We start from the raw sequence: 21,987 nt of genomic DNA on the forward strand, positions 1-21,987 counted from the left end.
GCGGTGTGCGCCGCACAAATCTGGAGCTGCCTCAACATTGCAAGCCCCGCCGCCCATCATGCCCCATATTGCCTTGGCGATCCAATGGTGTTTTGTGCATCAAGCTTCATATAACAATACCGAATTTGCTATCGATTCCAAGTATAAATGCTGCGACGCACCAAAAGTCACCGCGAAACTTTTGGCAGGCTTAAGACGGCAAGGGGACAGACCCCGCATGGGGTCTGTCCCCGGTTTGCGCATAAAAAAACCGCCGGCCCTTGCGGGTCCGGCGGTTTTGGCGAATCGCGCTGCGATTACGCGCCTTCGCGCGACGCCTTTTTACGCTCGTGCTCTTTCAGGAAGCGCTTGCGCAGACGGATCGATTTCGGGGTGATTTCCACCAGCTCATCGTCCTCGATGAATTCCACCGCGTATTCCAGCGACAGCTGGACCGGCGGTACCAGGCGCACTGCCTCGTCGGTGCCGGAAGCGCGCACGTTGGTCAGCTGCTTGCCCTTGATCGGGTTCACGACCAGGTCGTTGTCGCGCGAGTGGATGCCGATGATCATGCCTTCGTACACCGGGTCGTTGTGCACCACGAACATGCGGCCGCGATCCTGCAGCTTCCACAGGGCGTAGGCCACGGCGGCGCCGTCGTCCTGCGAAATCAGCACGCCGTTGCGGCGGCCGGCCAGTTCGCCTTTGGAGTTATCGACCGGCGCGTAAGCGTCGAAGATGTGGGACATCAGACCGGTGCCGCGGGTCAGGGTCATGAACTCGGACTGGAAGCCGATCAGGCCACGCGCAGGAATGCGGTACTCCAGGCGCACGCGGCCCTTGGAGTCGGATTCCATGTTCTGCAGGTCGCCACGGCGGCGGCCCAGTTCTTCCATCACGCCGCCCTGGTTGACTTCTTCCACGTCCACGGTCAGCAGTTCGTACGGCTCATGGCGCACGCCATCAACCATCTTGAACACCACGCGCGGACGGGACACGGCCATCTCGAAGCCTTCGCGGCGCATGTTTTCGATCAGAATGGTCAGGTGCAGCTCGCCGCGGCCGGACACTTCGAACACGGTGTCGTCGTCGGTCGGGGCAACGCGCAGCGCCACGTTGGCTTTCAGTTCCTTGTCCAGACGGTCGCGCAGCTGGCGCGAGGTCACGAACTTGCCTTCGCGGCCGGCCAGCGGGGAGCTGTTGACCATGAAGTTCATGGTCAGGGTCGGCTCGTCGACGGTCAGCATCGGCAGCGCGTCCGGGGTGTCCGGGGCGCACAGGGTGGAACCGATGCCGATGTCTTCGATACCGTTGATCAGGATGATGTCGCCGGCGATGGCTTCGTCCACCAGCACGCGCTCCAGGCCTTTGAAGTTCAGCACCTGGTTGATGCGGGCCTTGATCGGGGTCGATTCAGGGCCGTTCAGCACGATCACGTCCTGGCCGGCTTTCACGCGGCCGCGGCTGATACGGCCAACGCCGATCTTGCCGACGTAGGAGGAGTAGTCGAGCGAGGTGATTTGCATCTGCAGCGGACCGTCCGGATCGTCGTCGCGCACTGGCACGTGCTTCAGGATGGCTTCGAACAGCGGCTTCATATCGCCTTCGCGCACGGTGTCGTCGAGCGAGGCGTAGCCGTTCAGGGCCGACGCGTACACCACGGGGAAGTCCAGCTGCTCGTCGGTTGCGCCCAGCTTGTCGAACAGTTCGAAGGTAGCGTTGATGGCCCAGTCAGGACGGGCGCCTGGACGGTCGATCTTGTTGACCACGACGATAGGCTTCAGGCCCAGGGCCAGCGCCTTGCGGGTCACGAAACGGGTCTGCGGCATCGGGCCTTCTTGCGCATCGACCAGCAGCAGCACGGAGTCGACCATCGACAGCACGCGCTCCACTTCGCCGCCGAAGTCGGCGTGGCCTGGGGTGTCGACGATGTTGATGTGGGTGCCTTCATACTCAACGGCGCAGTTCTTCGCCAGAATGGTAATGCCACGTTCCTTTTCGAGGTCGTTGGAGTCCATCACGCGGGTTTCAACTTGCTGGTTCTCACGGAAGGTACCGGATTGGCGCAGCAGCTTGTCGACGAGGGTGGTTTTGCCGTGGTCAACGTGAGCGATGATGGCGATATTGCGGATAGCGCGTTTAGTATTAGACATGGTCGTTATATTTACAGAAAAACTGCGAAGGACGTGCAGTGAAAGCCATACTGCGCGTCACTGGAACCCACTAGTATAGCATGCTGCGCCGCAACCTAGCGAATTTCCCACACAGCGGGTGTAGAGCACGGTTTTTTTGAAACATCGGACGCCGGCCTCGATTGCTGCATACGACGCAATTCACGATTTCCCAATTATCAATTTTCGCAATCGATAGCGCTTCATATACTGCCCACATGGTTTTTTAGTGGAGCTTTATATGCAATTCCTATTGTTTTCCCGCGCCGGGAGGCGGCCATGAGCGCCGCAGCGCCCAAGCCCCCAGGGCCACCGACTTTCGGTCTGCGCATCGCCACCGGCCTGGCCGGCGTGCTGCTGGCGGTGCTGATGGCGGGCCTGAACGAGAACGTGACCAAGGTGGCGCTGGCCGATATCCGCGGCGCCATGGGCATCGGCGCCGACGAGGGCAGCTGGCTGCTGGCCGTGTACGCGGCGGCCTCGGTCTGCGCCATGGCCTTCGCGCCATGGTGTTCGGCCACGTTCTCGCTGCGCCGCTTCACGCTGGCCATGCTGGCGGCCTTCATCCTGTTCGGCGCCCTGTGTCCGCTGGCGCCCAACCTGTCCTCGCTGATGGTCCTGCGCACGCTGCAAGGGCTGGCCGGCGGCGCCCTGCCGCCCATGCTGATGACGGTGGCGCTGCGCTTCCTGCCACCGCATATCAAGCTGTATGGCCTGGCCAGCTACGCGCTGACCGCCACCGTCGGCCCGACCCTGGGCACGCCGCTGGCCGCGCTATGGACCGAGTACACGCCCTGGCAGTGGACCTTCTGGCAGATCATTCCTCCCTGCCTGCTGTCGATGGCCGCCGTGGCCTGGGGGCTGCCGCAAGATCCGCTCAAGCTGGAACGCTTCCGCCAATTCGACTGGCTGGGCCTTCTGCTTGGCCTGCCCGCCATCAGCATGATCGTGCTGGGCCTGTCGCTGGGCGAGCGCATGGACTGGATGGAGTCCAGCCTGATCGCCTTCCTGCTGATCGGCGGCTGCCTGCTGCTGGCCGCCTTCCTGGTCAACGAGTGGTCGCATCCCCTGCCCTTCTTCAAGATCCAGCTGCTGGCCAACCGCAATCTGACGCATGCGCTGATCACCCTGGCCGGCGTGCTATTCGTGCTGGTGGCGGCAACGCGCCTGCCCTCGTCCTTCCTGGCCCAGGTGCACGGCTACCGTCCGCTGCAAACGGCGCCGCTGATGCTGATGGTGGCCCTGCCGCAGTTGCTGGCCCTGGTGCTGGTGGCGGCGCTGTGCAATATCCGCCGCGTCGACTGCCGCTGGGTGCTGGCGGGCGGCCTCGCTCTGCTGGCCGTGTCCAAGCTGCTGGGCGCCGCCGCCACGCCGGAATGGACGCGCGAGAACTTCTACCTGCTGCAATCGCTGCAGATCCTGGCCCAGCCCATGGCCGTGATTCCGCTGCTGATGCTGGCCACTTCCGGCCTGGCGCCGCAGGACGGTCCCTTCGCCTCGGCCTGGTTCAACACGATCAAGGGCTTTGCCGCCGTGCTGGCCGGGGGCGTGCTCGATTTCATGGGCGGCGAGCGTTCGCACTTCCACGCCCAAGCCCTGGCCGACCATCTGGGCAATGCGCCGCTGACCATGAGCGGCACCCTGCCCGCCTTGCTGGCGCGCCAGTTCCAGCACCAGGTGGCCACCCTCACCACCCGCGATCTCTACCTGGCAATGGCCGTGATGGCCGCCGCCATGATCGTCCTGATCCCGCTGGTCGCGCAGCGCATCTATCCGCCGCGCGCCGCCGCTTAACCATAAAGGAAAAGAATATGAAATACCTGTCCCGTAATTCCGCCATCGCCATGACCGCCCTGCTGCTGTGCGGCGCCGCCTATGGCGGCCGCCAACTGCTGGTGGCCGCCGAAGCGCAAAGCACCAACGACGCCTTCGTCGCCGCCGACTTCATGCTGCTCTCGCCCAAGGTCGGCGGCATCGTGGCCGAAGTGCTGGCCGCCGACAACCAGGCGGTGAAAGCCGGCCAGCTGCTGGTGCGCATCGACGACCGCGATTTCCTGGCCGCGCTGGAAGCAGCACGCGCCGGCGTGGCCAACGCCGAAGCCCAGGTGGCCAACAGCGCCGCCACGCTGGAGCGTCAGCGCTATCTGATCGAGCAGGCAGAAGCCACCTCGATGGCCGACCGCGCCGACCTCACGCTGGCCAAGGCCGAACTGGAACGCTATACCAATCTGGCCGACCAAGGCGCCGGCACGGCGCAGAACGCGCAGCAGGCCAAGGCGCGCCACGACACCCTGCAGGCGCGCCAGGCACAGAACCGCGCCGCGCTGGGCGCCACCGTCAAGCAGAACACCGTGCTGCAAGCCCAGCACGCGGTAGCCGAGGCCATGCTGCAAAAGGCGCGCGCCAGCCAGGAGCAGGCCGAACTCGACCTGTCCCACACCCAGCTGCGCGCGCCCATCGATGGCGTGGTGGCGCGGCGCAGCGTGCGCGTCGGCGCCCACGTCGCGCCCGGCGCGGCCCTGCTGGCCGTGGTGCCGGTGGAGCAGGCCTATGTGGTCGCCAACTTCCAGGAGACGCAACTAAGCCATGTGAGTGCCGGCCAGCCGGTCAGCATCACGGTCGACGGTTGGCCCGGCGAGCAGTTGCGCGGCAAGGTGGAAAGCATCGCGCCGGCCACCGGCGCCACCTTCTCGGCCATCGCGCCGGACAACGCCACCGGCAATTTCACCAAGGTCGTGCAACGCATCCCGACCCGCATCGTGTTCGATGCTGGCCAGCCGCTGCGCGGCAAGCTGCGCGTGGGCATGTCGGTCACGGCCAACGTCGATACCTCGGTGCAGCCGCGCATCGCACAGGTGGGAGAAGCACGATGAAAGCCCATGCCATCGGCCGCCAGTCATTGCGCGGCAAGCAGTTGCGGAAGTCCGCCTTAGCCCTGCTGCTGGCGCCCCTTCTGCTGTCGGGGTGCGCCGCGCTTGGTCCCGACTTCAAGGCGCCCCAAGCCGCCCTGCCGCAGCAGTGGCTAGCGAACGAACAAAGCGCGCCGGGCGCGGTGGAGCTGGCGTGGTGGGGCAGCTTTGACGATCCGAAGCTGGCGGCCCTGATCCAGCGCGCCGTGGCCGGCAACCTCGATCTGCGGATCGTCGCCAGCCGCCTGGAGCAAAGCCGCGCCATCCGCCGAAGCATGGGTGCGGCCGAAACGCCGCAGCTCAACGCGGCGGGCGGCATCAGCCGGGCGCGCGCCAGCCAGGTGGGGCTGGGCGATCCGTCCGGCCGCAAGGGCGAGTCGGCGTATACGCTGGCGCAAGGCGGCTTCAATGCTTCCTGGGAGCTGGACTTCTGGGGCCGCGTGCGGCGCACGGTGGAAGCGGCCGACGCCCAGGTCGAAGCGGCGCAGGAACAGCGCCACGCCGCCCTGCTCTCGCTTGCAGCGGAAACGGCGCAGCACTATATCCGCCTGCGCTCGACGCAAAGCCTGCTGGCGATCACGGAACAGAACTTGTCCATCGCGCGCCGTAGCCTGGAGCTGACGCGCATCCGCAACCGCGAAGGCGTGGCGACGGAGCTGGACGTGGCGCGCGCCAGCGCCCAGGTGGCCGCCATCGAAGCGCGCCTGCCCGGCTTGCGCCAGCGCGAAGCGGCCGGCGTCAACGCGCTTGGCCTGCTGCTGGCGCAACCGCCGCAGGCGCTGCGCGCGGAACTGGACGCGGAGACCAACACCGGCGCCGCGGCGAAACAGGGCGCGTCCGCCTACGCCGTGCCGGCGGGTCCGGCCGTCGCCGCACTGGGACTGCCGAGCGAGCTGGCGCAGCGCAGGCCGGATATCCGCCGCGCCTCGGCCCTGCTGCATGCGGCCACCGCCTCGATCGGCGTGGCCAAGGCCGACTTCTATCCGCGCATTACCTTGGCCGGCAACCTGGGCTTCCAGGCGACGCAGCTATCCGACTTCGGCAGCTGGAGCAGCCGCCAGTTCAGTTTTGGCCCGGCTTTCAGCCTGCCGTTGTTCGACGGCGGTCATCTGCGCGGCATGCTGAAACTGAGCGAAGCGCGCCAGCAGGAAGCGGCGCTGGGCTACCAGCAAACCGTGCTGCGCGCCTGGCATGAGGTGGACGATGCGCTGGCCGCCAGCCGCGCGCAACAGGAGCGCCGCGAGCGCCTGCACGAAGCCGTGGCGCAAAGCCGCATCGCACTGAACAACGCCCAGCAGCAGTACGTGGCGGGCACAGTCGACTTCCTGAATGTGTTGAGCGTGCAGGATGCGCTGCTGGCCAACGAAGCCGCGCTGGCCGAAAGCACGGCTTCCGTGTCGCTGGCCCTGGTCGATCTGTACAAGGCCTTGGGCGGCGGCTGGCAAAGCTGGGCCGAAACGGCAGGCCAGCCCGCAACAGGCAATACCGTGGCGGCAGCGGCGCGGCCATGAGCGGCATGATAAGCTGCGGGGCATGCAAATGCCCGATATGAACCTGCTGGTCGCCCTCGACATCCTGCTGGAAGAAGGCAGCGTCGTGGGCGCCGCCCAGCGCATGCATCTGAGCGCACCCGCCATGAGCCGCACCCTGTCGCGCCTGCGCGAAGCGATCGGCGACCCGGTGCTGGTGCGCGCGGGGCGCGGCCTGACGCCGACGCCGCGCGCGCTGGAACTGCGCGACCAGGTGCGCGGCCTGGTGGAACAGGCGCATGCCGTCTTTCATGCGGGGCGGGAGGTGGATCTGGCGACGCTGGAGCGTACCTTCAGCATCCGCGCCAACGATGTCTTCGTCGGCACCTACGGCGGCCAGTTGCGCGAGGCGATGCGTGCCAAGGCGCCGAATGCGGTGCTGCGTTTCGTGCCGGAGGGCGATATCGACGACGGCGCGCTGCGCGAGGGCCGCATCGACCTTTACATCAGCGCGACGCGCGATTTCGGCGCCGATATCAAGGTGCAGACGCTATTCAATACGACGTTCGTGGGATTGGCGCGTGAGGATCACGCCATCTTCGACGCGCCCATCGACGCGGCGCGGCTGGTGGCTTACGACCATATCAGCGTCTCGCGCCGTGGCCGCGCTTACGGACCGACGGCGGCCATGCTGGCCGAGCACAAGCTGCAGCAGCGGGTGGCGCTGATCGCACCCAACTTCCACTCCGCGATTTTCGCGCTGGCCGATTCCGACCTGGTGTTGCCGCTGCTGCCGCGCGCCATGCTGCACAATATCGAGAAGCTGAGCATGAAGCTGCGGCATTTCGAATTGCCGCTGCCGCTCACGCCCGTCACCATCGTCCAGGCCTGGCATCCACGCCTGGACAACGACCACGCCCACCGCTGGCTGCGGCAAACCATCAAGCAAACCTGCAGCAGCGACAAGCGCGCCTTGTAGCCGCGTCCGGGCTTACTGGGCTTGGGCGGCGGCGATCAGGCGCTCGGGCGCCAGGATCGAGTATTCCTGCAACTGCCCCGTCCCCAACAGCTTCGCATCGAGATAGACGCGCACGCGGCCCGGCGCGGCCGGCACCGTCACCGCCGGCTCCTTGCCCAGCGGCAGGCGCTGGCCTTGCAGGAAGCGCTTGGCCAGTTCGGGCGTCAGTTGCACGGCCGGAAAGGACGACAGCAGCGCATCGACCGGCGACAGCAGCTCCAGCGGCGCGGCATGCGCCAGCAACTGTTCCGGCGTGATCATATGCTCAGCCGTCAGCGCGCCAACCTGGGTGCGGCGCAAGGCGTTCAAATGCGCGCCGCAGCCGAGGGCCGCGCCGATATCCTCGCCCAGCACGCGGATATACGTGCCCTTGCTGCAGGTGACTTCCAGCTTGAGGAAAGGCGCCTCGTAGTCGACCAGTTCCAGCTTGTGGATCACCACATTGCGCGCTTCGCGTTCCAGCGTGATGCCGGCACGCGCGTATTCGTACAGCGGCTTGCCGTCGCGCTTGAGCGCCGAATACATCGGCGGCACCTGGGCGATCGGACCACGGAACTGCGCCAGCACCGCTTCGATCTGTTCGCGCGTAACATTCACCTCGCGCGTTTCGATCACTTCGCCCTCGGTGTCGCCGGTATCGGTGCGCTGGCCCAGATGCACGGTGGTCAGATAGGTCTTGTCGGCCTCCAGCAAGTCCTGCGAGAACTTGGTGGCCTCGCCGAAGCACAGCGGCAGCAGGCCGGTGGCGAAAGGATCGAGGGTGCCGGTGTGGCCGGCCTTCTTCGCGTTCAGCACGCGCTTGGTCTTGATCAGCGCATCGTTGCTGGACAGGCCGACCGGCTTATCGAGCAGCAGCACGCCGTCCACCAGATCGCGGACGCGCTTTACTTTTGGCTGCGTCATGCTCAGTTCTTACCGTCTTCGCCGCTGTCTTCGTCGGCGTCGGCGGCGCGGCTGGCGTTGGCCTTGTCGATCAGGGCCGACATTTCCATGCCGCGCGCGGTCGAGGTGTCGTGCACGAAGTGCAGCTGCGGCAGCGTGTGGATGTGCAGGCGCTTGCCCAGCTGGTTGCGCAGATAGCCGGCGGCCGCGTTCAGGCCGGCCAGGGTGTTCTTCACCGACTCCGCGTCATCCTTCAGCGTGGTGAAGTAGATTTTGGCGTGGGCGTAGTCCGGCGTGAGCTGCACTTCGGCCAGGGTGATCATGCCGACGCGCGGGTCTTTCAGTTCGAAGGCGATCAGCTCGGACAAGTCCTTCTGGATCTGATCGGCCACGCGCAGGCCGCGCGCTGGGATGGATTTACTGTGTTTTGCCATGATGTGTTACCAATAAAAAGTATGGCGGGTGCACCTGCCCCGCGCCATGCGCGGAGCGGGAAGCACCCGCCACGTATCGCTGCCAGCCGCTCTTACAGCGTACGGGCGATTTCCTGTACTTCGAAGACTTCCAGCTGGTCGCCCACCTCGATGTCGTTGTAGCCCTTGAGCGACAGGCCGCACTCCAGACCGGCGCGCACTTCCTTGGCGTCGTCCTTGAAGCGTTTGAGCGAGTCGATTTCGCCGGTCCACACCACGATGTTGTTGCGCAGCAGGCGTACCGAGGAAGAACGTTTGACCACACCATCGGTAACCAGACAGCCGGCAATCGCGCCCACTTTCGACACCAGGATGACCTGGCGGATTTCCACCTGGCCGGTGACGTGCTCGCGCTTCTCCGGCGCCAGCATGCCCGACAGCGCCGCTTTGACTTCTTCGATCGCGTCGTAAATGATGTTGTAGTAGCGGATGTCCACGCCATTGGCTTCGGCCAGCTTGCGCGCCTGTGCATCGGCACGGGCGTTGAAGCCGATGATGACCGCTTTCGAGGCCACCGCCAGATTGACGTCCGATTCCGAGATGCCGCCCACCGCCGCGTGCACGATCTGCACACGCACTTCGGAGGTCGACAGCTTCTGCAGCGAACCAACCAGCGCTTCCTGCGAACCCTGCACGTCGGTCTTGATGATCAGCGGCAGGTTCTTCACCTCGCCCTCGGCCATCTGGTCGAACATGTTTTCCAGTTTCGCGGCCTGCTGCTTGGCCAGCTTCACGTCGCGGAATTTACCTTGACGGAACAGACCGATTTCACGCGCCTTGCGCTCGTCGGCCATGACCATCACTTCTTCGCCGGCGGCCGGCACTTCGGTCAGACCCTGGATTTCGACCGGGATCGATGGACCGGCTTCGGTGATCGGTTTGCCGTTTTCGTCCAGCATGGCGCGCACGCGGCCATAGGAGGAACCAGCCAGCACCACGTCGCCGCGCTTGAGCGTACCGGATTGCACCAGGATCGTTGCGACCGGGCCGCGGCCCTTGTCCAGGCGGGCTTCCACCACCAGGCCGCGCGCAGGCGCTTCGGCCGGCGCTTTCAGTTCCAGCACTTCGGCCTGCAGCAGCACGTTTTCCAGCAGGGCGTCGATGCCCTGGCCGGTCTTGGCGGACACCGGCACGAACGGCGAATCGCCGCCGTATTCTTCCGGCACCACCTGCTCGGCGATCAGTTCCTGGGTCACGCGCTCCAGATTGCCGCCCGGTTTGTCGATCTTGTTGATCGCCACCACCAGCGGCACGCCGGCCGCTTTGGCGTGGGCGATCGCTTCCTTCGTCTGCGGCATCACGCCGTCGTCGGCCGCCACCACCAGGATGACGATGTCGGTCGCTTTCGCGCCGCGGGCACGCATGGCGGTGAACGCCTCGTGGCCCGGCGTATCCAGGAAGGTGATCGTGCCGCGCGGGGTGTCCACGTGGTACGCGCCGATGTGCTGGGTAATGCCGCCGGCTTCGCCCGACGCCACTTTGGCGCGGCGGATGTAGTCCAGCAGCGAGGTCTTACCGTGGTCGACGTGACCCATCACGGTCACCACCGGTGCGCGCGGAGTCGCTTCGAAGTGGGCGTGTTCGCCCTGGTCGGCCAGCAGCGCTTCCGGATCGTCCACGGCGGCAGGGAAGGCCTTGTGGCCCATCTCTTCCACCACGATCATCGCGGTTTCCTGGTCCAGCACCTGGTTGATGGTGCACATCTGGCCCAGCTTCATCAGCTGTTTAATGACTTCGGAAGCCTTGACCGACATCTTGTGCGCCAGTTCGGCCACGGTGATGGTTTCCGGTACGTGCACTTCCTTGATGATCGCCTCGGTCGGCGCCTGGAAGTTCGATTCGCGGTCGTCGTGGTGCGAAGAGCGGCGACCGCCCTTGCCACCGCTGCGCCAGCCGCCATCACGGCCACCGGCGTTGCCGCCACGGCCTTTATTGTTGCCAGCACCACCGCCCGGCGCGCCGCGCTTCTTGGCGTCGTCCTGCCAGGTGGAGGAAACATTGGCCGACTTGATCGACTTCTTGTCGCCTGGTTTCTTGTCGTCTTTCTTGTCCGTCGCGGCGCCGGCTGCCGGCTTCTTGTCAGCCGGTTTATGCAGCGTGCCTTCGGCGGTTTTCGGCTTGGCCGCTGGGGCTGGAGCCGGTTCCGGCGCCTTCACCACGCGGCGCGGCGCGTTCATCATGGCCTTGATCTGCGCCACTTCGTCGGCCACGGCCTGGCGCGCGCGCTCGGTGGCGGCAGCGCGTTCAGCGGCTTCCTTGGCGGCGGCTTCGTTTTTCTTCTTGCTCTCTTCGGCGTCGGCCTGGCGCTTTTTCTCGGCGGCGGCGGCGGCTTCGGCGGCGGCGGCGGCGTCGGCGGCCGAGGCGGCGCCGGCAGCGGCGGCCTTCTCGGCGGCGGCTTTCTCGGCGGCTTTTTCAGCGGCGATCTTCTGCGCTTCGGCTTCGGCGGCTTTCTTCGCTTCCGCTTCGGCGGCGGCCGAGGCTTTCGCCTGGGCTTCTTTTTCAGCGTCCAGCTTGGCCAGACGTTCCTGCTTCTCGCGCAACTCCGCTTCCTGGCGGGCGATCAGCTCGGCCTGGCGGCGCGCCTCTTCCTCGCGGCGGGCGCGCTCGGCTTCATCGATCACCGGCGCGGCCTTGGCGGCGGCGGCCGGGGTCACCAGATCGTCGCGCTGGACGAAGGTGCGCTTCTTGCGCACTTCCACCTGGATGGTGCGCGACTTGCCGGTGGCGTCGGCCTGTTTGATCTCCGTGGTTTCCTTGCGGGTCAGGGTGATCTTTTTCTTTTCCGTATCCGCGCCCGCGCCGTGGGTGCGGCGCAGGTGATCCAGCAGCTTGTCCTTATCATCTTTCGACAATGGATCTGACGTCGAACTTTTCTCGACGCCGGCAGAACGCAGCTGCGTCAGCAGCAAATCTGCAGGCATCTTCAGTTCGGTGGCAAATTGGGCTACGTTGTTACTCGCCATTCAGTCCTCTTTTCTATGTGTCGCGTAGATGATAAAGATGCTCAAATCAAGCCTTTGCGGATTCGGCCGCCGTCCATGCCTTGGCTTGCAGCGCCTTGGCACGGTCGTCGTACTTCGCATCGACGAGTTTCATCTCATCGTCGGTCACATCTTCAAATTCAGTTTTAATCAGTTCACGGGCGCGGTCGGCCGGCAGGGCCAGGATCGCGCCAAACTCGTCATACGCCAGACCGGCAAATGCTTCGACGGTCTTGATGCCGGCCAGGCCCAGCTTGCCCGCGGTGATGCGGTCCATGCCTTCCAGTCCAACCAGCGCCTCGTCCATGCCTTCCAGGCCTTCTTCCGAAGCGATGGCTTCGGTGACCAGGGCGTCACGGGCGCGGGTGCGCAGTTCGTTGACGGTGTCTTCGTCGAAAGCGTCGATTTCCAGCATTTCCGAAATCGGCACGTAGGCGATTTCTTCCAGGCTGGAGAAGCCTTCTTCCACCAGGATGTCGGCCACTTCCTGGTCCACATCCAGTTTCTCCATAAACAGCGCGCGCACTGCCGCCGTTTCCTGGGCCGACTTGTCGGCCGATTCCTCGGCCGTCATGATGTTGATCTTCCAGCCGGTCAGGTCGGAAGCCAGGCGCACGTTCTGGCCGGAACGGCCAATGGCGATCGCCAGGTTCTCTTCATCCACCACCACGTCCATGGCGTGCTTCTCTTCGTCCACCATGATCGAGGACACATTGGCCGGGGCCAGGGCGCCGATCACGAATTGGGCCGGATCTTCCGACCACAGCACGATGTCCACGCGCTCGCCACCGAGTTCGCCGGTCACGGCCTGCACGCGCGAACCGCGCATGCCGACGCAGGTGCCGATCGGATCGATGCGCTTGTCGGCGGTGTAGACGGCGATCTTGGCGCGCACGCCGGCGTCGCGGGCGGCCGATTTAATCTCCAGCATGCCTTGTTCGATTTCCGGCACTTCCAGCTCGAACAGCTTCATGATGAATTCCGGCGCGGTGCGCGACAGGATCACCTGCGGGCCGCGCATATTGCGGTCCACGCGCAGGATGTAAGCGCGCACGCGGTCGCCGATACGCAGATTTTCTTTCGGGATCATCTGGTCGCGCGGCAGGCGCGCTTCGATCTTGCCCGATTCGACGATGGCGTCGCCGCGTTCCATGCGCTTGATGGTGCCGGTCACGAGCGAGTCGCCGCGCTCGAGGAAGTCGGCCAGGATCTGTTCGCGCTCGGCGTCGCGCACGCGCTGCAGCACGACCTGTTTGGTGTCCTGCGCGAAGCGGCGGCCGAATTCCACGGATTCGATCGGCTCTTCGATGTATTCATCGACTTCGATATCGGGGATCTGCTCTTTGGCTTCGAACAGCAGGACTTCCTGGTCGGGCAGTTGCAGGCCGGCTTCGTCAGGCACCACGTGCCAGCGGCGGAAGGACTCGAATTCGCCCGACTCACGGTCGATCGAAACGCGAATGTCCACTTCGCCTTCATAGCGCTTCTTCGTGGCTTGCGCCAATGCGAATTCGAGCGCGCCGAAGACCACGTCCTTGTCGACGTTCTTTTCACGCGCAAGCGCGTCCACCAATAACAAAACTTCGCGACTCATGCTTTGCGACTCCTAAAATCCACCTGTGGCACCAAACGGGCCTTATCCACGTCCGCGAGCGTAAAATTCAGCAGCGCAGGACCATCTTTACCTTCAAATTCCAAACCCAGTTGATCGCCTTCGGGCGCTTGCAGCAAGCCCTGGTAGCTGCGGCGGTTGGCCGTGCCGGGCAAGGCGATGCGCAGCTTGACGATGACTTCGCAGCCGGCGAAGCGGGCGAAGTCGCCCAGCTTGCGCAGCGGGCGATCCAGGCCGGGCGACGAGATCTCGAGGCGCTCGTAATTCACGTTTTCGACCGTCAGCACATGGCTCAGCTGATGGCTGACCGTGGCGCAGTCTTCAACGGTGATCGGGCCTTTTTCTTCCGCGTCTTCCGCCGTGAAATCGATGTATACGCGCAGCAGTCCGCGCTCGGCCCGTTCGAAATCAACCAGCTCGTAGCCCAGACCTGTGACGGTCGTCTCAATTAATTCCGGCAGTTGCAAGGAAAATCTCCAGATCCTGGCCCGCATCCCATGGACACAGGCCGCTTAAAACGGTTCACCAAAAAAAAAATGGGCATTTGCCCATCTTTTTGTCATTCCAGCCAGATGAAAGCACTCTCAGCAAACAAACCTTGCGAAGAACAACTTTTATTAGGCTGGTCATTATAACGCCTTCTTGACTTCGCTGCAATGCCGCATGGCCTTGTGGACACGCTTACAACAGTGTCCGCAAGGCCTGCAGCCGGGGCTCAACCCTTGCGGCGGCGCGGCATGCCATGGTCGATGGCGCCGCCGCGCGGCTGGCTGCGGCGCGGTTGGGCAGCGCCGGCAAAGCCGAAAGTCGTTTGCAGCGGATCGGGCTGGCGCGGACCGCGTCCGGCGCCACCACCGCCCTTGCCCTGCTGGCCACGGCCACCCTGGCCGCCACCGAAACCGCCCTGGCCTTGGCCCTGGCCCTGGCCTTGCGGACGACCGCCGCGGCCCTGGCCACCCGCGCCCGGACGGCCGGAGCCGCCAGCACCGGCGCCAAAGTAATTGCCCTGGCCGGCGCCGCCACGTCCGCCGCGCTGCGGCTGCGGGAACGGATCGGCGTTCTTGTTGCTGAAGTCCATGCGGTTGCCGTTCGGTTCGCGTTCGCGTTCGCGGTCACGACCTTGAGCCTGACCCTGGGCTTGGCCCTGGCCTTGTTTTGCGCCGCCCTTGCCCTTGGCGGCGGCGTCGCCGGCCGGCTGTTTCTTCTCGATGCCGCAGGCGGCCATCAGGTCGCGCACGGTGTTCTCTTCCATCTCTTCCCAGCGGCCGCGTTTCAGGCTGCTTGGCAGCGTCATCGCGCCGTAGCGGGTACGGATCAGGCGCGACACGGTCAGGCCGATGGCTTCGAACATGCGGCGCACCTCGCGGTTGCGGCCTTCGCCGATCACCACGCGATACCATTTGTTGATGCCCTCGCCGCCACCGTCGGCGATCTTGGAGAACTGCGCCAGGCCGTCTTCCAGCTCGACGCCGGCCAGCAGTTTCTGGCGCATGCCCTCTTCCAGCTCGCCCAGCGTGCGCACCGCGTATTCACGGTCGATGTTGTAGCGCGGGTGCATCAGGCGGTTGGCCAGATCGCCGGAGGTGGTAAACAGCAGCAAGCCTTCGGTGTTGAAGTCGAGGCGGCCCACGGCCAGCCATTTGCCCACTTTCATGTTCGGCAGGCGGTCGAACACGGAAGGACGGCCATCCGGATCGTCGTGGCTGACGATCTCGCCGGCCGGCTTGTGGTAGACCAGCACGCGCGGCGGCTTCTTGCTCACCTTGCGCTGAATCAGTTTGCCGTTGATGCGCACGGCATCGGTCGGCAGGATGCGCTGGCCGATATGGGCCGGCTCGCCGTTGACCGAGACGCGGCCGGCGACGATCAGCTCTTCCATATCGCGGCGCGAACCGAGACCGGCTTCGGCCAGCACCTTGTGCAGCTTGGGCGCGTCATCGTCGGCGGTGAGGTCGCGGCGCACGGCTTTCTGCGCCTGCTTGCCCTTGCCCGGCTCGTCGCTGTCGAAAGCGTCCGAGGTCACGTAGGAGAAGACGGCGTCGGCGTCCGACATGCGGGTCTGGTTGCCGAACGCGCCATGCACGCGCTGCTGGCCGCCCGGCTGGCCTTGCGGCTTGCCGCCCTTGTTCTTGCCTTTGTGCTTGCCCTGCTTGCCGTTGCGGCCTTCCTGGTGCGGCGCGCGCTCCTGCGGCGCGGCGGCGTGGCCGGCGGCGTCACCAGCTTCGGCCGCCGGGGCGGCGGCGGTCTCAAGCACCTCGCCGGCCGGACGGGACGCGTCGCGCTCGGCCTTCTCGGCGTGGCGCAGGGCGCGCTGTTCGCGCATCTGGCGCGGGCCGCGCGGGGTGCGCGAGCCGCCTTGCTTGCGTTCGGCGCCGGCTTCGGCGCTCACGGCGGCGTCAGCGGCGGTCTCGGCGACGGCGCGGGCCGCAGGCGCCTCGGCCGGCGCGGCGCCTGCGGCAGCTTTCGGCTTGCGGGCCACCGGCTTGCGCTCTGCAAGGGGCTGGGCGACGGCTTCGGCGGCGGCTTCAGCACCAGCGTCGGCCTTGGCCTTGGCGGCCGGCTTGGCGCGCGGCTTTTTCGCCGGCACGGCAGCATCGGCGCCCGCTTCGATGGCGGGTGCGTCGGCGGCAGGCTTGGTCTTGCGCTTCGGTTTGGCCGCTGCGGCCGTGTCGACCGGCGCGGCGGCGGCAGCAGCTTTGTCCGCCTCGATTTGCGCCTTGGTACGGCGTTTTGGCTTGGCAACGGCGTCGGCCGCGGTCGCGGCAACGGTCTCAGGGGTATCAGTATTGTTCATTATTCGTATCTTGCTTGGGCTCAGCGTCAACCATGACGTCGGGCGCGGGGTCGTCGAAAGGCGCTGCGTCTTCTGGACCAGGCGCTGCTTCGTCTTCGTTGTCTGCCAGGGCGGCGCCAGGCGCTGCCTTGTCAAAATTCTCTTGCAGGGCCGCTTCGAGCACTTCCATCGAATTGGCTTCCTGCATATCGCCAACCTGCTGCAGGGGCGGCAGCTGGGATAGCGCGTTCAGGCCGAGGTCGTCCAGGAATTGCTTGGTCGTGCCAAGCAGGGCCGGACGGCCCGGCACATCGCGGTAGCCGACTGCGTCGACCCAGCCGCGGTCTTCCAGCATCTTGATCGTCTGCGAATTCACGGCCACGCCGCGGATTTCTTCGATATCGCCGCGCGTCACGGGCTGGCGGTACGCGATGATGGCCAGCGTTTCCAGCGTCGCCCGCGAGTATTTCTGCGGCTTTTCCGGACTCAGGCGATCCAGATACTGCTTCATTTCCGGCCGGCTCTGGAAGCGCCAGCCACTGGACAAACCCACCACTTCAATGCCGCGTCCCTGCCAATCCTGGCGCAGCTCTTCCAGCAATTGCTTGATGGTGTCGGCGCCCACGCCCGTTCCCAGGGGACGGCCTTGCTCATCGACTTCCACGTACAGTTTTTTCAGACTGTGTATCGATAGGGGCTCACGCGCGCATAGCAGCGCAGTTTCGAGGACTTTTTTCGCCTCAGCTGTATCCATAGCTTTTCTTGTGTTTGGGACAGAGCCCGGGGCCGATGCGGCGGGGCTGGGGCATTACAGATGGAGTGAGTGTCTCGTGGGGAACACCGCGCGGCCATGTGAAACGATGGGTGCCGTTTCTTCCAACTACACCAATTGTACCTGATAAAACCGCGAATAGCGCAAAAAGCCGAATTTGGCTTCAGCCGGCCTGCAGGCGCTCGCATAGAAAATCGACAAACACGCGCAGCTTGGGCGCCATCTGGCGGCTCGACGGCCACAGCAGCCAGAACTGGCCGCCATCGTCCACATGCTCGCCCAGCACGGCTTGCAACTGGCCATCGCGCAGATAATCGTTGACCAGGAAATCGGGCAGATACGCCAGGCCCAGGCCGCGCAGGGCGGCGCCGATCAGCGCCTCGATATTGTTGCAGACCAGGGTCTGCGGCAGGGCCGGCAGCGGCGCGGGGGCGTCTACCTGCCATTCGCGCAGCTTGCCATTGCCGTGAAAACGGTAGTGCAAGCAGGCGTGCTCCAGCAAATCGGCGGGCGCGCGCGGCTGGCCGTGGCGTGCGAAATAGGCGGGCGCGGCCACGATCAGGTGGCGGTAGCCGCTCAGGCGGCGCGCCGTCAAGCCCGAATCGTGCAGCTCGCCGCTGCGCACCACCACGTCGAAGCCATCGGCCACGACATCGACGCGGCGGTCGTTGAAGTCCAGCTCCAGCTCGATTTCGGGATAGCGCTGCATGAACTCGGCCAGTAGCGGCAGTAGCACGCGGTAATACACGGCCGGCGTGCTCACGCGCAGCTTGCCGCGCGGCGCATCCATCAGGTGCAGCATCTCGGCTTCGGCCTCGCCCAGGTCGGCCAGGATGCGCTGGCAGCGCTCGTAAAACAGGGCGCCGGCGTCGGTCAGGCCGATGCGGCGCGTGCTGCGCTGCAGGAGGCGCACGCCGAGCCGCGCTTCGAGCCGCATCACGCCCTTGCCCACGGCCGAGGCGGAAATGCCGAGCTGGCGGCCGGCGGCCACATAGCTCAGGGTTTCGGCGGCGCGCACGAAGGCGGCGATGCTGCTCAGACCATCCATGATTAGGGAATTTTTGTCCGCTAAAAGCGGATTTTTACCTTGTTTTTCTTCGATTACGGCCATCCTATCATGTAAATCCGTTTCTCTTTCGGATGGACCATGAACCGAACCTTCAACAAACTGCTGGTGCTGGGCGCTGTCTGCCTGTCCGCGCTGGCGATTCCACTCTGCTTCACCGGCCCGGCCGTGGCCATGGGCGCCATCGGCCGCGAGCTCGGCGGCGGACCGCTGGCCATGAACTGGATCAGCAACGCCTTCATGCTCACCTTCGGCAGCAGCCTGATGCTGGCCGGCACCCTGGCCGACCGTTTCGGCCGCAAGCGCGTCTTCCTGCTCGGCACCAGCGCCTTCGCCCTGTGCTCGCTGGCGCTGGCCCATGCGCCCGACATCGTGGCCTTCAATGGCCTGCGCGGCGCCCAGGGCTTGGCCGGCGCGCTGACGCTGGCTTCCAGCATGGCCGCGCTGGCCCAGGAATTCGACGGCCCCGGCCGGGCGCGCGCCTTCAGCCTGGTCGGCACCACCTTCGGCGTCGGCCTCGCCTTCGGCCCGCTGCTGTGCGGCTATCTGCTCAAACATCATGGCTGGCCGGCGCTGTTCTACGCCGCCGGCCTGGCCGGTGTGGGCGCCGTGCTGCTGGGCGCGGCCCGCATGCGGGAATCGCGCGATCCCCAGGCGCGGCGCCTGGATTGGCCGGGACTGCTGAGCTTTACCGGCGCGCTCAGCCTGCTGACCTGCGGCATCCTGCTGGCGCCGCAATATGGCTGGGCCAGCCTACCCACGCTCGGCGCGCTGCTGGCGGCGGGCGCGCTGCTGGCCGTCTTCATCCGGATCGAAGGCCGGGTGGCGCGGCCCATGCTGGATCTGAGCCTGTTCCGCTATCCGGCGTTTACCGGCGTGCAGTTCCTGGCCGCCGCCCCGGCCTATTCCTTTGTCGTGCTGCTGGTGCTGCTGCCGGAACGGCTGATCGGCATCGAGGGCATGAGCGAGCTGGACGCGGGATGGGCCATGCTGGGCCTGTCGGCGCCGCTGCTGGTGCTGCCGTTTCTGGCCGCCTCGGTCTCGCACCGCATCGCGCCGGCGCGGCTGGCCGCCGGCGGCTTGCTGGCGACGGCGGCCAGCCTGCTCTGGTTGAGTAGCTGCGCGCCGGGCCAGGCCGGCGCCATGCTATGGCCCATGCTACTGATCGGCACGGGCATCAGCCTGCCCTGGGGCTTGATGGACGGCATAGCGGTGAGCGTGGTGCCGAAGGAAAGAGCGGGCATGGCGGCCGGCATTTTCAGCACGACGCGCGTGGCCGGCGAAGGCGTGGCGCTGGCCATCGTGGCCGCGCTGCTGGCGACGCTGACGCGGCACAGCCTGGGCGTCGACGCCGGGCTGGCGCCGGAACCGGCCATGCAGGCCGCCCAGCATCTGGCGGTCGGCAAGCTCGACTCGGCGCTGCAATTGCTGGGACAGGGGCGCGAACAGGCGGCGCCGCTAGTGCAAGCTTATGGCGCGGCGTTCCGCAGCCTGCTGCACATCCTGGCGGCGATTACGGTGGCCACGGCGGGCGTGATCTGGTATTTCATGGGACGCGGTGCGGCCAGCGCCGCCGGCGTGGCGGACCCGGCCGCCTAAAGGGGGGCGCTCAGGCGGCGGCCAGGCGCTCGGCCAGAATCGCCGACACGCCAAGGAAGGCCGGGTACTCGGCCGTGATGATGAAGGTCGGCACCGCCGCCAGATAATTTCGGAAGCGGCCCTTGGCCTCGAAGCGGGCGCGGAAGCCGGAACGGGCGAAGCGTTCGCCCAGGCGCGGCACGATGCCGCCGCCGATATAAATCCCGCCCTGGGCGCCCAGCGTCACGCCCAGATTGCCGGCGATCGTGCCCAGCATAGTGCAGAACGCCTCGATCACCGCATCGCACAGCGCGCATTCGCCGGCCAGCGCGCGGCGCGCGATCTCCGGCGCCGGCAGCGGTTCGGCCGCCACGCCGCGCTGCTCGGCCAGCGCGCGGTAAATCAGTTCGATGCCGACGCCCGACAGCAGGCGCTCGGCCGACACATGCTCGAACTCGCGCCAGGCGAAACGCAGGATGGCGATTTCCGTCTCATCCATGGGCGGGAAGCTGACGTGGCCGCCCTCGCTGAGCAAAGCCGTCCAGCCCGCCGCCGACGGAATCAAGCCCGACACACCCAGCCCGGTGCCCGCGCCGATCAAGCCCAGCGGCGCGCCCGCCAGCGCCGTGCCGCCGCCGACCTGCAGCTTTTGCGCGTCCGACAGCAACGGCAGCGAGCGCGCCAGCGCCGTGAAATCGTTCACCACCGCCAGCAGCGCGAAGCCGCACTCGCGCCGCAGCGCCTCGATCGAAAACTCCCAGTGATGGTTGGTCATGCGCACCAGATCGCCCGTGACCGGATTGGCAATGGCAATCGCGCCATGGCGGATGCCCTGCCCCGCCGCCGCGGCCGCCACATCCGGCAGCGCCAGATAGGCTTGCAAAGCCGCCGCCAGCGTTGGATACGCCGCGCAGGCCAGCACATGCACCAAGCCAATGTTCCCAGGCGCCGTCTCCAGCGCAAAGCGGGCATTGGTACCGCCCACATCCGCCAGCAAACGCGGGCCGGCAAAGGTCGGGGACGGAGCAGAAGAAAGCGGAACAGTCATGGCGGACAGAAAAGAAATTGACCCCCTTATCCTAAAGGATTTCTTATCGCCCACGCAAGGAAATAAATGTAGTTTGAGTACACAACAACAAATAACCGCATCAAATGCCGCAAAACCAAGCAAAACAAATTGGTAGTATGACTACCATCCCGTTTGCGCCAAATCAAACAATGTCCAACCCTGGTGTCAGGCACTAGGGTTAGACATTCTTTGATCTTTATCAAGGAATGTCCTACTCCGGTGCCTGACACCAGGGTGGGACATTTGTTGAGGAAGATCAAACGCGGGGTTTAGCGGCCGGGGGCGGGGGTGAGGCTGGGGTCGGAGGGACGGAAGGCGGTGTTCCAGGCGTCGAGGCCGCCATGCAGGGGGCGGGCGCGCTTGTAGCCGTGGGTGTGCAGCTGTTTGGCGACATGGGCGGCGGTGACGTCGTTGGGACAGCTGCAGTAGACGATGATGATGCGGTCTTTGGGCAGCGCGGCCAGGGCCGCCACCGGGTCGCCATTGGCCAGCAGGGCGCCGGGGACGGCCGGTTCCAGCGATTGGGCGGTCAGGCTGCGGGCGTCGACCAGGACATGCTCCTGGCCGGTGCTGAGCAGCTCTTTCAGCTCGTCGATGGTGATGCGCTCGGTTTGCGTGGCTTTTTCGAAGCGCTTGCGTTCGATGTATTTGAACAGGACGAACAGGGCCAGCAGGCTACCGAGCACCATCAACGCCGTGCTGCCCATGGTAGAGAGGATCTCGAGCACCTGGTCGACGCTGGAGTGGAAGTAGACGCCGATGCCGATGCCGACCGAGCTCCAGACCAGGCCGCCCAGCAGGGCGAAGATGAGGAAGGTCGGCACGCCGGTCCCCATGGCGCCGGCCATGGGCGGGGCGATGGTGTTGAAGCCGGGGATGAATTTGGCGACCACCATTGCTTTCGGTCCCCAGCGCTTGAAGTTGTCTTCGGTCTGGCTGACGCAGTAGTCGGGCGAGAGCGAGATGCGGCACAGCAGCTTGAGGATGCGCTTGCCGTAGCGGCGGCCGGCGCGGAACCAGAACAGGTCGGACAGCAGGCAGGCCAGCATGGATACCGCCAGCACCACCGGCAGCGGCGTGCCGCCTTCCATGGCCAGGGCGCCGGAAACGATCAGGATGGGGAAGGCGGGAATCGGCAAGCCCATTTGTTCGATCAGGACCACGCCAAACACGATCAGGATGCCATACTGGTGAAGCAGAGAAATTAAATTCGCCATAATCCTTGTATCTTAACG

16 protein-coding genes are annotated in these 21,987 nt (G+C 65.6%); 5 read left to right on the forward strand and 11 right to left on the reverse strand.

Translation table 11 applies throughout. The annotated features are described in order from the left end of the window. Positions 1-296 precede the first annotated feature (296 nt). The gene (gene typA, locus FHS03_RS20380) at positions 297-2,132 is read right to left on the reverse strand and encodes a translational GTPase TypA (RefSeq protein ID WP_050409130.1); all 1,836 of its coding nucleotides are present in this window, start codon (positions 2,130-2,132) and stop codon (positions 297-299) included. 297 nt (positions 2,133-2,429) lie between these two features. Here typA and FHS03_RS20385 point away from each other — a divergent pair, with 297 nt between their 5' ends. From FHS03_RS20385 to FHS03_RS20400, 4 genes are read left to right on the forward strand one after another with little or no spacing between them, the layout of a single operon-like run. Further along, on the forward strand, positions 2,430-3,944 hold the full coding sequence (locus FHS03_RS20385; protein WP_183442774.1) for an MFS transporter: 1,515 nt from the start codon (positions 2,430-2,432) through the stop codon (positions 3,942-3,944). 17 nt (positions 3,945-3,961) lie between these two features. After that, positions 3,962-5,023 (forward strand): HlyD family secretion protein, encoded by a 1,062-nt coding sequence (locus FHS03_RS20390; protein WP_183442775.1) that lies wholly within the window; start codon positions 3,962-3,964, stop codon positions 5,021-5,023. Continuing rightward, positions 5,020-6,570 carry an efflux transporter outer membrane subunit gene (locus FHS03_RS20395; RefSeq protein WP_183442776.1) on the forward strand — a complete coding sequence of 517 codons (1,551 nt, stop codon included), beginning with the start codon at positions 5,020-5,022 and terminating at the stop codon, positions 6,568-6,570. Before FHS03_RS20390 ends, FHS03_RS20395 begins: the two co-directional genes overlap by 4 nt. Positions 6,571-6,592: 22 nt before the next feature. Further along, complete coding sequence (locus tag FHS03_RS20400) at positions 6,593-7,507, forward strand: LysR family transcriptional regulator (RefSeq protein WP_183442777.1); 915 nt, start codon at positions 6,593-6,595, stop codon at positions 7,505-7,507. Between the two features lie 12 nt (positions 7,508-7,519). On the opposite strand, the gene truB is transcribed toward FHS03_RS20400, so the two are convergent. From truB to FHS03_RS20440, 8 genes are all read right to left on the reverse strand, one after another. After that, positions 7,520-8,449: a tRNA pseudouridine(55) synthase TruB gene (truB, locus tag FHS03_RS20405; RefSeq protein WP_183442778.1), complete on the reverse strand. Its 930-nt coding sequence runs from the start codon at positions 8,447-8,449 to the stop codon at positions 7,520-7,522. A 2-nt stretch (positions 8,450-8,451) separates the two neighbouring features. Next, complete coding sequence (rbfA, locus tag FHS03_RS20410; RefSeq protein ID WP_050409135.1) at positions 8,452-8,862, reverse strand: 30S ribosome-binding factor RbfA; 411 nt, start codon at positions 8,860-8,862, stop codon at positions 8,452-8,454. 92 nt (positions 8,863-8,954) lie between these two features. Continuing rightward, the gene (gene infB / locus FHS03_RS20415; RefSeq protein WP_183442779.1) at positions 8,955-11,864 is read right to left on the reverse strand and encodes a translation initiation factor IF-2; all 2,910 of its coding nucleotides are present in this window, start codon (positions 11,862-11,864) and stop codon (positions 8,955-8,957) included. A gap of 46 nt (positions 11,865-11,910) precedes the next feature. Beyond that, complete coding sequence (gene nusA, locus FHS03_RS20420) at positions 11,911-13,476, reverse strand: transcription termination factor NusA (protein ID WP_183442780.1); 1,566 nt, start codon at positions 13,474-13,476, stop codon at positions 11,911-11,913. Then, positions 13,473-13,961, reverse strand: a complete 489-nt coding sequence (gene rimP, locus FHS03_RS20425) for a ribosome maturation factor RimP (protein WP_183442781.1) — start codon at positions 13,959-13,961, stop codon at positions 13,473-13,475. The genes nusA and rimP overlap by 4 nt, the downstream gene beginning before the upstream one ends. 248 nt (positions 13,962-14,209) lie before the next feature. Beyond that, positions 14,210-16,288, reverse strand: coding sequence for a 23S rRNA pseudouridine(2605) synthase RluB (gene rluB, locus FHS03_RS20430; RefSeq protein ID WP_183442782.1), 2,079 nt, complete (start codon positions 16,286-16,288; stop codon positions 14,210-14,212). Next, positions 16,275-17,021 (reverse strand): SMC-Scp complex subunit ScpB, encoded by a 747-nt coding sequence (gene scpB / locus FHS03_RS20435; protein ID WP_183442783.1) that lies wholly within the window; start codon positions 17,019-17,021, stop codon positions 16,275-16,277. Before scpB ends, rluB begins: the two co-directional genes overlap by 14 nt. A gap of 181 nt (positions 17,022-17,202) precedes the next feature. After that, the gene (locus FHS03_RS20440; protein WP_183442784.1) at positions 17,203-18,087 is read right to left on the reverse strand and encodes a LysR family transcriptional regulator; all 885 of its coding nucleotides are present in this window, start codon (positions 18,085-18,087) and stop codon (positions 17,203-17,205) included. A 99-nt stretch (positions 18,088-18,186) separates the two neighbouring features. Between FHS03_RS20440 and FHS03_RS20445 the strand changes: the two genes are divergently transcribed. Continuing rightward, on the forward strand, positions 18,187-19,704 hold the full coding sequence (locus FHS03_RS20445; RefSeq protein ID WP_183442785.1) for an MFS transporter: 1,518 nt from the start codon (positions 18,187-18,189) through the stop codon (positions 19,702-19,704). A 10-nt stretch (positions 19,705-19,714) separates the two neighbouring features. On the opposite strand, the gene FHS03_RS20450 is transcribed toward FHS03_RS20445, so the two are convergent. Both FHS03_RS20450 and FHS03_RS20455 read right to left on the reverse strand, forming a co-directional pair. Then, positions 19,715-20,731: a glucokinase gene (locus tag FHS03_RS20450; RefSeq protein ID WP_183442786.1), complete on the reverse strand. Its 1,017-nt coding sequence runs from the start codon at positions 20,729-20,731 to the stop codon at positions 19,715-19,717. Positions 20,732-21,021: 290 nt separating this feature from the next. Then, positions 21,022-21,969, reverse strand: coding sequence for a VTT domain-containing protein (locus FHS03_RS20455; RefSeq protein ID WP_183442787.1), 948 nt, complete (start codon positions 21,967-21,969; stop codon positions 21,022-21,024). Positions 21,970-21,987 lie beyond the last annotated feature (18 nt).

Source organism: Pseudoduganella violacea (assembly GCF_014191875.1).
Lineage (GTDB): Bacteria > Pseudomonadota > Gammaproteobacteria > Burkholderiales > Burkholderiaceae_D > Rugamonas > Rugamonas violacea_A.

Coding starts and splice junctions, on each gene's coding strand:
- FHS03_RS20440 (WP_183442784.1), bottom strand. CDS start 18,087: ATGGATGGTCTGAGCAGCATCGCCGCCTTCGTGCGCGCCGCCGAAACC.
- rbfA (WP_050409135.1), bottom strand. CDS start 8,862: ATGGCAAAACACAGTAAATCCATCCCAGCGCGCGGCCTGCGCGTGGCC.
- FHS03_RS20455 (WP_183442787.1), bottom strand. CDS start 21,969: ATGGCGAATTTAATTTCTCTGCTTCACCAGTATGGCATCCTGATCGTG.
- FHS03_RS20450 (WP_183442786.1), bottom strand. CDS start 20,731: ATGACTGTTCCGCTTTCTTCTGCTCCGTCCCCGACCTTTGCCGGCCCG.
- rluB (WP_183442782.1), bottom strand. CDS start 16,288: ATGAACAATACTGATACCCCTGAGACCGTTGCCGCGACCGCGGCCGAC.
- FHS03_RS20390 (WP_183442775.1), top strand. CDS start 3,962: ATGAAATACCTGTCCCGTAATTCCGCCATCGCCATGACCGCCCTGCTG.
- FHS03_RS20400 (WP_183442777.1), top strand. CDS start 6,593: ATGCAAATGCCCGATATGAACCTGCTGGTCGCCCTCGACATCCTGCTG.
- FHS03_RS20445 (WP_183442785.1), top strand. CDS start 18,187: ATGAACCGAACCTTCAACAAACTGCTGGTGCTGGGCGCTGTCTGCCTG.
- FHS03_RS20395 (WP_183442776.1), top strand. CDS start 5,020: ATGAAAGCCCATGCCATCGGCCGCCAGTCATTGCGCGGCAAGCAGTTG.
- nusA (WP_183442780.1), bottom strand. CDS start 13,476: ATGAGTCGCGAAGTTTTGTTATTGGTGGACGCGCTTGCGCGTGAAAAG.
- typA (WP_050409130.1), bottom strand. CDS start 2,132: ATGTCTAATACTAAACGCGCTATCCGCAATATCGCCATCATCGCTCAC.
- infB (WP_183442779.1), bottom strand. CDS start 11,864: ATGGCGAGTAACAACGTAGCCCAATTTGCCACCGAACTGAAGATGCCT.
- scpB (WP_183442783.1), bottom strand. CDS start 17,021: ATGGATACAGCTGAGGCGAAAAAAGTCCTCGAAACTGCGCTGCTATGC.
- FHS03_RS20385 (WP_183442774.1), top strand. CDS start 2,430: ATGAGCGCCGCAGCGCCCAAGCCCCCAGGGCCACCGACTTTCGGTCTG.
- truB (WP_183442778.1), bottom strand. CDS start 8,449: ATGACGCAGCCAAAAGTAAAGCGCGTCCGCGATCTGGTGGACGGCGTG.